The 13,292-nt window shown below is 62.5% G+C and carries 11 protein-coding genes and 1 pseudogene; 10 read left to right on the top strand and 2 right to left on the bottom strand.

The features are described from left to right. Positions 1–326: 326 nt before the first annotated feature. The 10 genes from JQ621_RS31500 to JQ621_RS31455 all read left to right on the top strand — a co-directional run bounded on the left by JQ621_RS31500 (position 327) and on the right by JQ621_RS31455 (position 11,470). Positions 327–1,136 carry an ABC transporter permease gene (locus JQ621_RS31500; RefSeq protein WP_212240797.1) on the top strand — a complete coding sequence of 270 codons (810 nt, stop codon included), beginning with the start codon at positions 327–329 and terminating at the stop codon, positions 1,134–1,136. Between the two features lie 107 nt (positions 1,137–1,243). Beyond that, a complete protein-coding gene (locus JQ621_RS31495) occupies positions 1,244–2,236 on the top strand; it encodes an ABC transporter substrate-binding protein (protein ID WP_212240796.1) in 993 nt (330 codons plus the stop codon). A 148-nt stretch (positions 2,237–2,384) separates the two neighbouring features. Then, the gene (locus tag JQ621_RS31490) at positions 2,385–3,227 is read left to right on the top strand and encodes an ABC transporter ATP-binding protein (protein ID WP_212240795.1); all 843 of its coding nucleotides are present in this window, start codon (positions 2,385–2,387) and stop codon (positions 3,225–3,227) included. Between the two features lie 312 nt (positions 3,228–3,539). After that, on the top strand, positions 3,540–4,937 hold the full coding sequence (locus tag JQ621_RS31485) for an enolase-like domain-containing protein (protein WP_212240794.1): 1,398 nt from the start codon (positions 3,540–3,542) through the stop codon (positions 4,935–4,937). Continuing rightward, positions 4,934–6,085 (top strand): Gfo/Idh/MocA family protein, encoded by a 1,152-nt coding sequence (locus JQ621_RS31480; RefSeq protein ID WP_212240792.1) that lies wholly within the window; start codon positions 4,934–4,936, stop codon positions 6,083–6,085. Before JQ621_RS31485 ends, JQ621_RS31480 begins: the two co-directional genes overlap by 4 nt. Before the next feature lie 167 nt (positions 6,086–6,252). After that, positions 6,253–7,443: a dihydrodipicolinate synthase family protein gene (locus JQ621_RS31475; protein ID WP_212240790.1), complete on the top strand. Its 1,191-nt coding sequence runs from the start codon at positions 6,253–6,255 to the stop codon at positions 7,441–7,443. Continuing rightward, complete coding sequence (locus JQ621_RS31470) at positions 7,443–8,306, top strand: sugar phosphate isomerase/epimerase family protein (RefSeq protein WP_212240788.1); 864 nt, start codon at positions 7,443–7,445, stop codon at positions 8,304–8,306. Before JQ621_RS31475 ends, JQ621_RS31470 begins: the two co-directional genes overlap by 1 nt. A 240-nt stretch (positions 8,307–8,546) precedes the next feature. Beyond that, positions 8,547–9,704: a diphosphate--fructose-6-phosphate 1-phosphotransferase gene (locus JQ621_RS31465; RefSeq protein ID WP_212240785.1), complete on the top strand. Its 1,158-nt coding sequence runs from the start codon at positions 8,547–8,549 to the stop codon at positions 9,702–9,704. 290 nt (positions 9,705–9,994) lie between these two features. Beyond that, positions 9,995–10,276, top strand: coding sequence for a hypothetical protein (locus tag JQ621_RS31460; protein WP_212240783.1), 282 nt, complete (start codon positions 9,995–9,997; stop codon positions 10,274–10,276). Positions 10,277–10,498: 222 nt separating this feature from the next. Then, entirely contained in the window at positions 10,499–11,470 is a 972-nt protein-coding gene (locus JQ621_RS31455) for an ABC transporter substrate-binding protein (protein WP_212240781.1), read from the top strand. Between the two features lie 369 nt (positions 11,471–11,839). Here the strand turns inward: JQ621_RS31455 and JQ621_RS31450 are convergent, their stop codons facing one another. Then, a complete protein-coding gene (locus JQ621_RS31450) occupies positions 11,840–12,469 on the bottom strand; it encodes a hypothetical protein (RefSeq protein WP_212240779.1) in 630 nt (209 codons plus the stop codon). Positions 12,470–12,676: 207 nt separating this feature from the next. After that, positions 12,677–13,103: pseudogene (locus tag JQ621_RS31445) on the bottom strand (aminotransferase class III-fold pyridoxal phosphate-dependent enzyme); the annotation flags it as partial. Positions 13,104–13,292 lie beyond the last annotated feature (189 nt).

Here is a 13,292-nt window from a genome sequence, read left to right as displayed (position 1 = left end):
CGGCGTCAAGCGCCAAGGACCCAACGGCTTCCCGCCCACTCTCATCATGACAGACTTTCCAGACACAGGGACCCATACCGCGTGATCCATCGATTTGGCGCGGTGCCAATCCCGAGCGACCAGCCTTCGCCAAACTTTGCCCCCGGGTAATGGGTCCTGGCTTTCGCCAGGACGACACCGATTGCGTGGGACGGGCGGTGCACATCATCATGATCCTCCCGCGAAGTCTCAGGAACCGCCCTAAAACGTCGCAGCGAACCCCCTAGACAGTATTTATCCAACGGGTTAATTTCTCCCCGAACCAAGAAGACCACCGGGAGCGGGACGTGGCTGAATTGAAGCCGCAAGGTGCGGTATCCAAGATGCTGAATGCGGCCTGGATCAGGCCGTTTCTGTTCCTGGTTTTCATCGTCGTGGCCTGGGATCTCGCGATCCGGCTGTTCCGGATTCCCGCCTACCAGATCCCGTCGCCGGCCGACGTCGTCGCGGTGCTGTGGACCGACTGGCCGGAGCTGCTCCGGCAGTCTTGGCCGACCACCTATGCGACCGTCTGCGGCTTTGCGCTCTCGGCGCTGTTCGGCATCCCCGTCGCGATGCTGATCGCGGGCTCCAAGACGGTGGAGAGCTATGTCTATCCGCTGCTGGTGTTCTCCCAGTCCGTGCCGAAGATCGCGATCGCGCCGCTGTTCGTGGTGTGGTTCGGCTTCGGCATCATTCCCAAGGTGATCTCGGCGTTCCTGCTCGGCTTCTTTCCCGTCGTCGTCTCGGCGGTGCAGGGCTTCAAATCCGTCGACCCTGACATGGTCGATCTCGCCCACGCCATGCAGGGCAGCCGCTTCCAGGTGTTTTGCGCGGTGAACCTGCCGCATGCGCTGCCGGCGATCTTCTCCGGCCTGAAGGTCTCGGTGACGCTCGCCGTGGTCGGCGCCGTCGTCGGCGAGTTCGTCGGATCCAACTCCGGCATCGGCTATGTGATGCAGCGCTCGATCGGCACGTTCGACCTGCCGACGATGTTCGCAGCCCTCGTCATCCTCGCTCTGCTCGGCGTCGTCCTGTTCTGGATCGTCGATCGGATCGAGAAGCTGATCATCCCCTGGCATGTCAGCCAGCGCGAGGAGGTGATTTTCGCTTCGTAGAGCATGATCCGGAAAAGTGTGCAGCGGTTTTCCGACAAGATCATGCTCAAAAGATCAAGCAACGAACGGCCACCAACGGCCGAAACATAACCACAGGGAGAGTGACGATGAAGCGGTGGATTGGGGCTGTCTCGGCGGCACTGATGGTGTTCGCGGTTGCACCGGCGCAGGCGGCCGACAAGGTCGTTCTGATGCTGAATTGGTACGTCTATGGCGAGCACGCGCCGTTCTATTACGGCAAGGCCAAGGGCATCTATGCGGCCGAAGGCATCGACCTCGAGATCCAGGAAGGCCGCGGCTCGGCCGCGACCACGCAGGCCGTGGCCGCCAAGACCGCAGACTTCGGCTATGTCGACGTTCCCACTATGATGCGCGCCGCGATCAAGGGCGCGCCCGTCATTGCGACCGGCGTGCTGCTGCAGACCTCGCCGATGTCCGCGATGGGATTCGCCGACAAGAACATCCGGAAGCCCGAGGACATCAAGGGCAAGACGGTGGCGATCACGCCGGCCGATTCCATGACGCAGATCTGGCCGCTGTTCCTGAAGAAGACCGGCCTGAAGGAAAGCGACTTCCAGACCGTGGCCGGTGACGGCCAGACCAAGCTCAACGCCGTCATCAACGGCCAGGCCGATCTCTTGCTCGGCTACGTCATGGACCAGTCGATGAAGATCAAGGACGCCACCGGCAAGGACGTGTTCCCGATCAAGTTCGCCGACTACGGCATCAACATGGTCTCATCAGGCATCATCGCCAACACCGACTATGTGAAGGCCAACGCCGATCTCGTGCGCCGCTTCATGTCGGCGACGACCAAGGCGGTCGAAGCCGCCGAGAAGGAGCCGAAGGCGGCGGCGCAGTCGATCCTCGATGCAAACCCCAAGGGCGGCAAGATCGACACGCTCACGCAGGGCTTCGAGCTGACCATCCCGCTCTACCGGACCGCCGAGACCAAGAGCAAGCGCCCGTTCCAGGTCACCGACCAGAACATGACCGATACGGTCAATCTCATGGTCGAATATGGCGGGTTAGATGCCAAAGCCAAGGACAACCCGAAGGCCTTCTACACCAACGATTACCTGCCGAAGAGTGGATCGTGAGCCCCGCAGTCATTCCGGGGCGGCGCGCAGCGACGAGCCCGGAATCCATTTTGCGCCGATATCCGCTGCCTGATGGATTCCGGGTTCGCGACTTTGTCGCGCCGCGGAATGACGAGCGTAGCTTGTGCGCTCAATTGGATGTAACCGAATGATTCCGAAGAAGGCCAGTTTAACCGACCAGCCGGCCGCGCATCTGAGACTGGTGAGCGACCGGGCGGGCGATACGTCGGGCATCACGCTTTCCGGCGTGTCGAAGACCTACCGGACGCGCGACGGTGACGTGCCGTCGCTGCGGCCGCTCGACTTCCACATCAATGACGGCGAGTTCTTTGTCGTGGTCGGCCCGTCAGGCTGCGGCAAGTCCACGCTGCTCAAGTTGATCTCCGGCCTGCTGCCGCCGACCACGGGCGAGGTCTTGGTCGAAGGCGAGAAGGTGACGAAGCCGCACGGCAATGTCGGCATTGTGTTCCAGAACGCTTTGCTGCTGCCCTGGCGCAACATTCTCTCCAACGTGATGCTGCCGATCGACATGAAGCGGCTGCCGCGGGAGGAATATCTCGCCCGCGCAAAAGCGCTGCTGAAGCTGGTCGGGCTGGAAGGATTCGAGAAGAAGCTGCCCTGGCAGCTCTCCGGCGGCATGCAGCAGCGGGCCTCGATCTGCCGCGCGCTGGTGCACGATCCCAGGATCATGCTGATGGACGAGCCGTTCGGCGCGCTCGACGCGCTGACGCGCGAGCGCATGAATGTCGAACTGATGCGGATCCAGCGCGAGACGAAGAAGACAGTGCTGCTGATCACGCATTCGATTCCCGAGGCCGTGTTCCTCGCCGACCGCGTGCTGGTGATGACGGAACGCCCCGGCGCGATCGCCGCGATCTATGACGTGCCGCTGCTGCGCCCGCGCTCGCTCGACGTGATGGCCGATCCTGTCTTCACGGAACTGGTGCAACGCATCCGCAAGCATTTCTTCTCGCAAGGTTCGCTGGACTAGGGCGATGGTGTTCGCAGACTCGACCACACGCGCGGTGCGCTCCCTCCCCCGCCTGCGGGCAGGGCTATCGCATATGGTGTGTACGATGCGGCGGCATTGGCAGTCGGCTCCCTCTCCCGCTTGCGGGGGAGGGCTGGGGTGGGGGCTGTCTCCGCATTGGGATTGTCGAGAATTGCACAGGATGTCCCCGAGTGGTGAGAACCCTCACCCGCCGCGCTCTGCGAGCGCGCCGACCTCTCCCGCAAGCGGGAGAGGCGAGTCGACCGCGGCCATAGTGCTCGCTCCAAGTTCACCTCGCATTGTGGTAGCACCATGCCCCCGCGCCTGAAGCTGCGAGATATCGCCTTCTTCGAACGTCCCGTGCATTTTGCGCGGCCGTTCCGCTTCGGCGCGGTGACCGTCAACACGGCGCCGCAGCTGTTCGTGCGAGTCGAGATCGAGGTCGAGGGGAAAGGCATCGCGGTCGGCGCCAGCGCCGAGATGATGGTGCCGAAATGGTTCGACAAGCGGCCGGAGCTGTCGCCGGCGCAGACGGTCGACGAGTTGCGACGATCGCTGGAAATCGCGCGCGGGCTCTATCTGGCGCGGACCGGATTTCAGACGGCGTTCGATCTGCATGCCTCGTGCATCGGGGCGCAGGTTGCGACCTGCGCCAGGAAGAACATTCCGGCACTTGCAGCGGCCTTTGGTCCCGCGGAAATCGACAAGGCGATCCTCGATGCGTTGCTCCGCGCTTCCGAGACGAATTTTTTCGACGGGATGTCTCGCAATATCGCCGGCATCGATGCCCGGCTCTCGCCGGACCTCAAGGACGCGGACCTCAAGACGCTCCTCTCGAGCCGGAAGCCACTGCAACGCGTTGCAATCAGGCATACCGTTGGGCTCGACGATACTATCGAAGGCAAGGGCGGCGTTGCCGATGGCCGCGAGAACTGCGGTGCGCATTTTTTTAAACTTAAGCTGTCCGGCGACCCTACCGCCGACGCAGCGCGGCTGGCTCGCATCGGCAAGGAACTCGACGCTCTCGGGCACGATTGCAAGGTGACGCTTGATGCCAACGAGCAATACGCCGACCTTGCCGCGCTCCAGGCGTTGATCAGCCGACTCGATCGCGAGCCCGCGCTGCGGTCGATCTCATCGAGATTGCTCTATGTCGAGCAGCCGATGCCGCGCGACATCACGCGGCAATCGCCGCTTGGATCATTGGCCGGACGGGGTTTCATCATCGACGAGGCCGACGATTCCTACGATGCGTTCCCGGCGGCGCGGGCGCTCGGCTATCGCGGCATCTCTTCCAAGTCCTGCAAAGGGCTCTACAAGTCTGTCGTCAACGCAACGCGTGCCGCGAAATGGAGCGCGAGCGGCGAGACCTTCTTCATCACCGGCGAGGACCTGACCTGCCAGGCAGGCCTCGGCGTGCAGCAGGATCTCGCGCTGGGCGCCTTCCTCGGCGTCACCCACGCCGAACGCAACGGCCATCACTACGTCGACGGCTTCGGCGAGACACCTTTCGCCGAAGCCCAGGCCTTCGCCGCCGCGCATCCTGATCTCTACGCCGACACCGGTCACGGCATCCGGCTCTCCATTCACAACGGCGATCTCCTGACGGGATCGCTTCATGCTGCGGGCTTTGCGACCTCTGTCCATCCGGACTGGTCGGCGCTCCGTCCGCTTGAACAGCCAAAATCACTTCAGGAGTATCTGGCATGACCACGCAACGCCTCGGCCTCATCATGAACGGCGTCACCGGCCGCATGGGGCTCAACCAGCATCTGATCCGCTCCATCGTCGCGATCCGCGAGCAGGGCGGTGTTCGCCTGAAGAACGGCGACCGCATCATGCCCGATCCGATCCTGGTTGGCCGCAGCGCCGAGAAGGTCGAGGCGCTTGCCAGGCGTTACAACATCACGCGCTGGACCACCGATCTCGATGCCGCGCTCGCCGACAAGAATGACACCATGTTCTTCGACGCCGCGACCACGCAGGCGCGGCCGGGTTTGCTGACCCAGGCGATCAACGCCGGCAAGCATGTCTATTGCGAGAAGCCGATCGCGACGAATTTCGAAGAGGCGCTGGAAGTCGTCAAGCTCGCCAACGCCAAGGGCGTCAAGCACGGCACCGTGCAGGACAAACTGTTCCTGCCTGGCCTGAAGAAAATCGCCTTCCTGCGCGATAGCGGCTTCTTCGGCCGCATCCTCTCGGTCCGCGGCGAGTTCGGCTATTGGGTGTTCGAAGGTGGCTGGCAGGAGGCGCAGCGTCCGTCCTGGAACTACCGCGAAGAAGACGGCGGCGGCATCATTCTGGACATGGTCTGCCACTGGCGCTACGTGCTCGACAACCTGTTCGGGAACGTTAGAAGCGTGGTCTGTATCGGCAACACCGACATTCCCGAGCGTTTTGACGAGCAAGGCAAGAAGTACAAGGCGACCGCGGATGATTCCGCCTACGCCACTTTCCAGCTCGAGGGCGGCGTCATCGCCCACATCAACATGTCCTGGGTGACCCGTGTCTATCGCGACGACCTCGTCACCTTCCAGGTCGACGGCACCCACGGCTCTGCGGTCGCGGGCCTCACGGACTGCATGATCCAGGCGCGGCAGGCAACGCCGCGCCCGGTGTGGAATCCCGACGAGAAGCGGCTGCATGATTTCTACGGCGACTGGCAGAAGCTGCCCGACAACGTCACCTACGACAACGGTTTTAGGGAGCAGTGGGAGATGTTCATCCGCCACGTCTACGAGGATGCACCCTACAAGTTCACGCTGCTCGAAGGCGCCAAGGGCGTGCAGCTCGCCGAATGCGCGCTGAAGAGCTGGAAGGAGCGCCGCTGGATCGACGTCGCCCCGATCAAGGCCTGACGTTTTACTGGATATAGCCCCGATGTCTACGAAGCCGTCATTGCGAGGAGCCCGCGACAAAATTGCGAAGCAATTTTGCGCTGGCGACGAAGCAATCCAGACTGTTGCCGCGGAGGCATTCTGGATTGCTTCGCTTCGCTCGCAATGACGGGGAGAGGTTCGAAACCATGAACAAACCAGTCCAACCCATGTCATCCCTGTCGCTCAAGCTGCCCAAAGCCGATCGCTCGATCGAGACCTACCGGCTCGCTGCCTCGCGAACGTTTCCCGCAAAGCTCGAGGGGCCGCTGAACCGCATTGCCTTCTCGGCCGTGCACACGGTGGCCGATCCCTTTGCCGACAACGATCCCTGGCTCTCCGTCGCCGTCGATTGGGACAAGACCATCGCTTTCCGCGAGCATGTCTGGGATCTCGGTCTCGGCGTCGCCGAAGCCATGGACACCGCGCAGCGCGGCATGGGGCTGGACTGGCCGACCTCGCTGGAGCTGATCACGCGTTCGGTGTCAGCCGCCAAGCGTCGCAACGCGCTGGTGTTCTCCGGCGCCGGCACTGATCATCTCGCGGTCGAGGACGCCAGGAGCCTCGACGACGTGATCCGGGCCTATGAGGAGCAGATCTCGGCAGTCGAGAAGGTCGGCGGCCGTATCATCCTGATGGCCTCGCGCGCGCTGGCAAGACTCGGCCGCGGCGCCGACGACTATGCGAAGGTCTACAACCGCGTGCTATCGCAGGTCCGCGAGCCCGTGATCATCCACTGGCTTGGCGACATGTTCGATCCGGCGCTATCAGGGTATTGGGGCACGAGAGATCTCGACAAGGCGATGGACGTTGCTGTGGCCATCATCAACAACAACGCCGCCAAGGTCGACGGCGTCAAGGTCTCGCTGCTCGACAGCAAGCGCGAAATCGACATGCGCCGGCGCCTCGACAAGCGCATCAAGATGTATACCGGCGACGACTTCAACTACGCCGAGCTGATCGCCGGCGACGAACAGGGTTTTTCGCATGCGCTGCTCGGTATCTTCGATGCGATCGCGCCTGCGGCGTCCTATGCATTGTCGCGACTTGCGGCCGGTGACGAAGCCGGTTTCCACGACGTGCTCGGGCCGACGGTGCCGCTGTCGCGCCACATCTTCAAGGCGCCGACGCGCTTCTACAAGACCGGCGTCGTGTTCATGGCTTACCTGAACGGCCATCAGGATCATTTCACCATGGTCGGCGGCCAGGAGAGCGCGCGCTCGATGCTGCATTTGGCCGAGCTGTTCCGGCTCGCCGATCAGGCCGGCCTGCTCGCCAATCCTGAACTGGCGACGCGGCGGATGAAGTCCGTGCTGGCCTCGCATGGACTGGAAGACTGATGCGCGATTTCTCGTCCGACCATCGCTGGCTGTCGCTGAACACGGCCACGGTCCGCGCGCAGGGTGACCTCATCGAGATCATCGACGCCTGCGCCAGGCACGGCATCCGTGCCATCGATCCCTGGCGCGACCAGGTCGCGTCAGTTGGTCTCGACCGCGCCGTCCGCGCCGTGCGCGACGCCGGCGTCGAGCTTTCGGGCTATTGCCGCGGCGGCATGTTCACCTCGGACGCGGCGCGCCGCGGCGAGGTGCGTGACGACAACAGGCGCTGCGTTGATGAGGCCAAGGCGCTCGGCGCGCCCTGCATCGTGCTCGTCGTCGGCGGCCTGCCGCAATATTCGCGGCCGGGCAGCGAGGCGTCGAAGGACATCGCGGCCGCGCGCGGGCAGGTTGAGGAAGCTCTCGCCGAGATGCTCGACTATGCCAGGCAGGCAAATCTGCCCCTCGCGATCGAGCCGCTGCATCCGGCCTACGCGGCCGACCGCGCCTGCGTGAATACGACGAAGCAGGCGCTCGACATCTGCGACCGGCTCGACCCTAACAGCAGCGGCATGCTCGGCGTCGCGCTCGATGTCTATCACATCTGGTGGGACCCGGAGCTGATGGACCAGATCGCGCGCGCCGGGCAAGATCGCCTGCTCGCCTTCCACGTCTGCGACTGGCTGGTCCCCACCAAGGACATCCTCAACGACCGCGGCATGATGGGCGACGGCGTCATCGACATCAAACGCTCGCGCGAAGCGGTCGAGGCGCAGGGCTTTGCCGGCTATTGCGAGATCGAGATTTTCTCGAACGATTGGTGGAATAGGCCCATGGACGAGGTGCTGCGCACCTGCATCGAGCGGCACAAGACTGTAGTTTGAACGGAACGGGTTTAGGTTGAATCAAGTATCCCTGAGACTCGGTGCACCTCTCCCGCTTGCGGGAGAGGTCGGCGCGTCCCGGGCGACGCGAAGCATCGTCCCGCGCGCCGGGTGAGGGTTCTCTCCTCTTGGGGTTTCTCGATTGCGGAGATACCATTTCCCTGGCCGCCCGTCGCATTGGCCAATCTTCGCTTCACAATTCACGGGCAGCGTAGCCAGAAACAAGGTCGTCGAGGGCCCATGCCATCAATCGTCATCGCCCAGGGCGGCGGCCCCACCGCCGTGATCAACCAGACCCTGTGCGGCGCCATCCTTGCCGCGCGCAGGCATGATCCGTCCTTGCGCATTCTCGGCGCCCGCTATGGCGTGCGAGGCCTCACGGCGGGGAACGTCGTCGACCTCTCCACCATGCCCGAGGCTGAACTCCGCCGCCTCGGCAACACGCCCAATTCGGCTCTCGGATCGACCCGCGACAAGCCGGATTCCGGCGCATGCGCTGATATCCTGGCGGCTCTGGACCGGCTCGGCGCCCGCGCCTTCGTCTATATCGGCGGCAACGACACCGCCGGAACGCTCGAACTGCTGCGCCAGCAGTCAAGTGGCCCCTGCCATTTCGTGCATGCGCCCAAGACCATCGATAACGATCTGATGGAGAACGATCACGTCCCCGGCTTCATCTCGGCAGCCGCCTTCGTCGCCAACGCCTTTGTCAGCATGGATCTCGATTTTCGCGCCATGCCCGGCATCTATATCGCCATCGTCATGGGCCGCCATGCCGGTTTCCTCACGGCTGCGACCGCAGGCTGGCAGCAATCGCCCGACGATGCTCCGCATCTGATCTACACGCCGGAAAAGCCGTTCTCGGTGGTTCAGTTCCTCGACGATGTCGATGCGGTTTACACGCGGCTGGGCCGCTGTATCGTCTCGATGTCCGAGGGCGTGCAGGACGAAGCCGGCCGGCCGCTCGCCGAGGTGCTGGCGGGCGAGGCGGTCGAGCGCGACGCCCATGGCAATCTGCAATTGACGGGCGGCGATCTCGGCATGGCGATCCAGAAAGCGCTGAAATCGCGTTTCCCCAAGGCAAGGGCGCGTGTCGACACGCTGGGCTATCTGCCGCGCGGATATATCGGCGTGATCGACGAAACCGACCGCAAGGAGGCTTTCGACGCTGGCGCATTTGCCGCGCAAAGCGCCTTAACCGGCAGCGGCTCGGTGGTGCTGCATTATGACGGCGAGCGGATCGAACCTCGGCTCGTGCCGCTCGATCGCGTGGCCGGCAAGACACGCCATATGCCCGACGAATTCCTTGTCGGCAGCAATCATGTTTCGGAAGAAGGCCGGCGCTATTTTCGGCGGCTTCTACCCAAGCGGCCCGATATCTTCCTGCCGTTCGTGTGAAATTGTCGGAACCCTCGAGCTGAATTGATTTCCGCTTCCAGCGGCAGAACGGACATTGGTCGGACTGCTACTGGCTCGACCCGGTCGCGAATGACCCGGAGCTGACCTTTGGCTGAATCGAGCCGTGCCCGTGGGGACGCTTCCGCCCGCACGATAATCACTCCCGGCAGTTGAACCGACACTGGATACGGCCGCACTAAGAGCCGGGTGCGATGTCCGCGCCTCGGCCTTGACCCTGCCGATCGGCGCACGACGGCACCGGCCACCGATGGCTGACGAACGGACGTTCTATGCAGTTCTTCCTTTACGAGATCGCTGCGCGCCTGTTCGGCCTCTATCTGGCCGTCGATTGCTTCCGCACGCTGCGGGCCGGCTATGCCGACAGGAAGATCAGGAGCTTCTATCACAGTTCGAGCATTCTGGACTGGGTGATCGACGTGTGGCTGCCGAGGCCCGTCTACGAACGGGACACATCGCCGGTCCGCTACTGGATGGAGATGAGCGGGCAGGCGTTCGTCTTTCTGTGCTGCGTGGTGATGGTGATCTTCGGCTGGGTCAGCGCGAGCACCTAAGCATTCGCCGATAGCAGCGGCGCGTCGTTCTGACGTGCGATCCTAGCGCACGCTGTCGAGGTGACGGCACCGCTCATTGAGGTCCGCTTAGCCGGGCGGAGCGGACTGGATCTGCTCGCGCTGAGCTTTTCGCATTCTGGACCCGACCCGGGCATTCGATGCCTTGGACCTCCGGGCCAAAATTGTCTACGGTTCGGAGAGAGGCATGGGGTGAGATCGGCAATGAAGCGGCGACAGTTCATCGCTGGATCGGCAAGTATCCTTGCATGTAGCTTTTCTTCTGCCGCGATGGGCGCCAACCCCTGGCGCATCGGTCAGGTCTTTGGCGGTCCACCGGACAATGCTGCCCCTTCCGAGCTCGTCCGGGCGCTTCTTGGCCTCGGCTATGTCGACGGCAAGGACGTTCGGGTGCGGACGCTGTTTACGACTCCGAACCCGAAAGACATGAAGGAGGCCGTTCTCTCCCAGCTTCCGGACATCGACTTGCTCGTCGTATGGGGAACGATCGGAGCAGTTGCAGCAAAATCGGCGCCATCAAATATTCCTGTGGTATTCGTATCGGTTGGGGCGCCCGTGGACATAGGCCTTGTTCAAAGCCTTGCTCACCCTGGCGGGACCATGACGGGCATAACGTTTGAGGCCGCTTCGGAGACTTACGGGAAGCGGCTTCAACTTCTCAAGGAGATCCTTCCGAATCTGAGCCGCCTGGCCGTTCTGGGAGCAAAAGGTGATCCGAACTTTCCATTTGCGATGACGTCGCTCGATAACTCTGCCGGGGCGCTCGGCGTGTCAATCGCGCCGGTTGAAGTCAATTCGGCTGACGATCTCAGGAGCGCATTCGATGAGATGAAGCGCCGCCAATCCGAGGCATTGGTCGTTGTCGCCGGCGCGCTGACTTACGTGAACAGCAAGCCTATAGCCGAATTGGCCTTGTCGAGCAGGCTGCCGTCTTGCCACGGCTTCAAGGAAACTGTTGAGGCGGGGGGCTTGATAAGCCTCGGTCCGGATTTTTTGGCATTCGCTCGTCAGGGAGCCCGCCTGGTCGACAAGATCATCAAAGGCGCAAGACCGGCGGATATCCCGGTAGAACAGCCTACTCAATACATCACGACCATCAATCTCAAGACCGCCAAAGCGCTCGGCATCGATATGCCGGCTGCTCTGCTAGCACGCGCCGACGAGGTGATCGAATAGCATCGATGTCCGATTGTGGCCCATCGCGTCGTTTCGCGGCGATGCGGAGTCTGATCGCTACCGGGCCATAGCGGACATTTTGGCCGGGCCTGCACCAACCAAGCTCGGTTTGTGAGTCCGCGCGCCTATCGTAATCGCCCACGATTTTCAGCGCACAGGTGGCGGAATAGTCCGCGATTGGTCGCGGCCGGCGCGTGATTTTCCGACACACGCAGCCTCACGACAAATCCTGCGTCAGCCCGTAGGATAGGTTGAGCTCTTGCGAAACCCATCGCGCAGACAACCCACGCAGTGTCTAGTCCCTCTTGTGCGACCCAACTGCAAGGATGAAGTTTGATGGGTTTCGCAAGAGCTCAACCCATCCTTGGACTAGTGGCTGAATTCGCCCTTCGCCATCATGAGGTGGTGCTGTTGATGATGCGCCCCCTGTACCATGATGCCCATAAAGCCGAGAGCCTTGAGCTTCGTGACTTCCTTGGCATCGGTGCTGGTGACCGTTAGCTTGACACCGTTTGACAGGTCTTCGCTTTTGGCATTCCAGCCGAGTTGGCTTAGCTCGCGAACGTGTGCGGGCACCATGCGTTTGATGCCGTCGAGAGTGCGGCCTTCGCCTGTCACGGCAATCTCGATTCCGTTGTCGAGAGCACGCTCCGTGGCGGAGGCTCGCATCGTCACTTCGTCCATATCGATAAGATGTTGGCGCAACGCTGAAATGTTGACCTTCGACCAGTCGGTCTTCGGATCAGCTTCCAGGATTCGCACGATCTCCTGAATTGTGCCGAACGCCTCCTGTCCTGGCATAGCGGGTTGACCTCCCATCGTCCCGTGCCGACCCTGCATCATTTGGTCGTGCATGCCCGGCTGCATCATGTGTTGCTGGTCGGGATTTCCCGTCGTCCCGCGCATGCGCGCGTGGTCGGGCATTTGCGCCAGTGCGTAAGCAGTCGCGGCAACGATTACGACACCGGCAAAGCCGGCCTTCAATGACCAATTTGACATGATCGATCCTCTTCCTTGACTGCGCCCACGCTATATTCATACGTCATGACGCCGGTCTTACATATTGATCCGGATCATACGCTCGATGGTGGCTTTGCGAGCTTGATCGTGCCCTTGAGTTGCTCAATCTGCCCGGCGGCTGTCATGTCCGTGTTCCCGGCACTCTGACCGTGCATCCGTCGGATCAAAATAATGCCGCACGCAGTCTCAAGACAAATCCTGCGTCAGCGTCGCGGCGAACTGCTCCAGCGCCCAGTCGACCTGATCGCTGGTGATCACCAGCCGCGGGGCGATGCGGATCGTGTGCTCATGGGTGTACCTCGCGGATCGTGTTGGCGCGGATGTCTTTCAGGCCTTGCTGATAGCGCGCGCCCTGAATGGCCGCGTTCTCGATCATGCCTTCCTCGACCAGCACGTGCACCGCCGCGCGCGCGACCGCGCAGGCCAGCAGGTTGCCGCCGAAGGTCGAACCGTGCTGCCCGGGTCGGAGTGTCCCGAGCACGTCGTTGTTCGAGAGCACGGCCGAGACCGGATAGAAGCCACCCGACAGGGCCTTGCCGAGCAGCGTCACGTCCGCTTCGATGCCCTCGTGCTGTTCGGCGAGCAGCTTGCCGGTGCGGCCGAGCCCGGTCTGATCTCATCGTTGCGATGAAATCATTGACCGACGAGCTCATTTTTCGTCACTCCCATTGAGCGGCCTGGGACGTGCGCGATGCCGCCGATTCGCCCCGGCGTTTCAAATGGTTCCGCGCAACTGCCTGATATTTTCGACCAACCCGTCTTCTACTGTGCATGGGGTTGTTTTCGCCATCTTGTTCGCGAA

This window comes from Bradyrhizobium manausense (assembly GCF_018129685.1).
In the GTDB taxonomy this organism is placed as follows: domain Bacteria; phylum Pseudomonadota; class Alphaproteobacteria; order Rhizobiales; family Xanthobacteraceae; genus Bradyrhizobium; species Bradyrhizobium manausense_D.
Note: the sequence above shows the minus strand (reverse complement) of the source record. Positions and strands in the feature narration are given on the sequence as shown.

Excerpts from the sequence above, each read along its gene's own strand:
- JQ621_RS31495 (WP_212240796.1), top strand. The coding sequence starts at position 1,244 with ATGAAGCGGTGGATTGGGGCTGTCTCGGCGGCACTGATGGTGTTCGCG.
- JQ621_RS31490 (WP_212240795.1), top strand. The coding sequence starts at position 2,385 with ATGATTCCGAAGAAGGCCAGTTTAACCGACCAGCCGGCCGCGCATCTG.
- JQ621_RS31485 (WP_212240794.1), top strand. The coding sequence starts at position 3,540 with ATGCCCCCGCGCCTGAAGCTGCGAGATATCGCCTTCTTCGAACGTCCC.
- JQ621_RS31480 (WP_212240792.1), top strand. The coding sequence starts at position 4,934 with ATGACCACGCAACGCCTCGGCCTCATCATGAACGGCGTCACCGGCCGC.
- JQ621_RS31475 (WP_212240790.1), top strand. The coding sequence starts at position 6,253 with ATGAACAAACCAGTCCAACCCATGTCATCCCTGTCGCTCAAGCTGCCC.
- JQ621_RS31470 (WP_212240788.1), top strand. The coding sequence starts at position 7,443 with ATGCGCGATTTCTCGTCCGACCATCGCTGGCTGTCGCTGAACACGGCC.
- JQ621_RS31465 (WP_212240785.1), top strand. The coding sequence starts at position 8,547 with ATGCCATCAATCGTCATCGCCCAGGGCGGCGGCCCCACCGCCGTGATC.
- JQ621_RS31460 (WP_212240783.1), top strand. The coding sequence starts at position 9,995 with ATGCAGTTCTTCCTTTACGAGATCGCTGCGCGCCTGTTCGGCCTCTAT.
- JQ621_RS31455 (WP_212240781.1), top strand. The coding sequence starts at position 10,499 with ATGAAGCGGCGACAGTTCATCGCTGGATCGGCAAGTATCCTTGCATGT.
- JQ621_RS31450 (WP_212240779.1), bottom strand. The coding sequence starts at position 12,469 with ATGTCAAATTGGTCATTGAAGGCCGGCTTTGCCGGTGTCGTAATCGTT.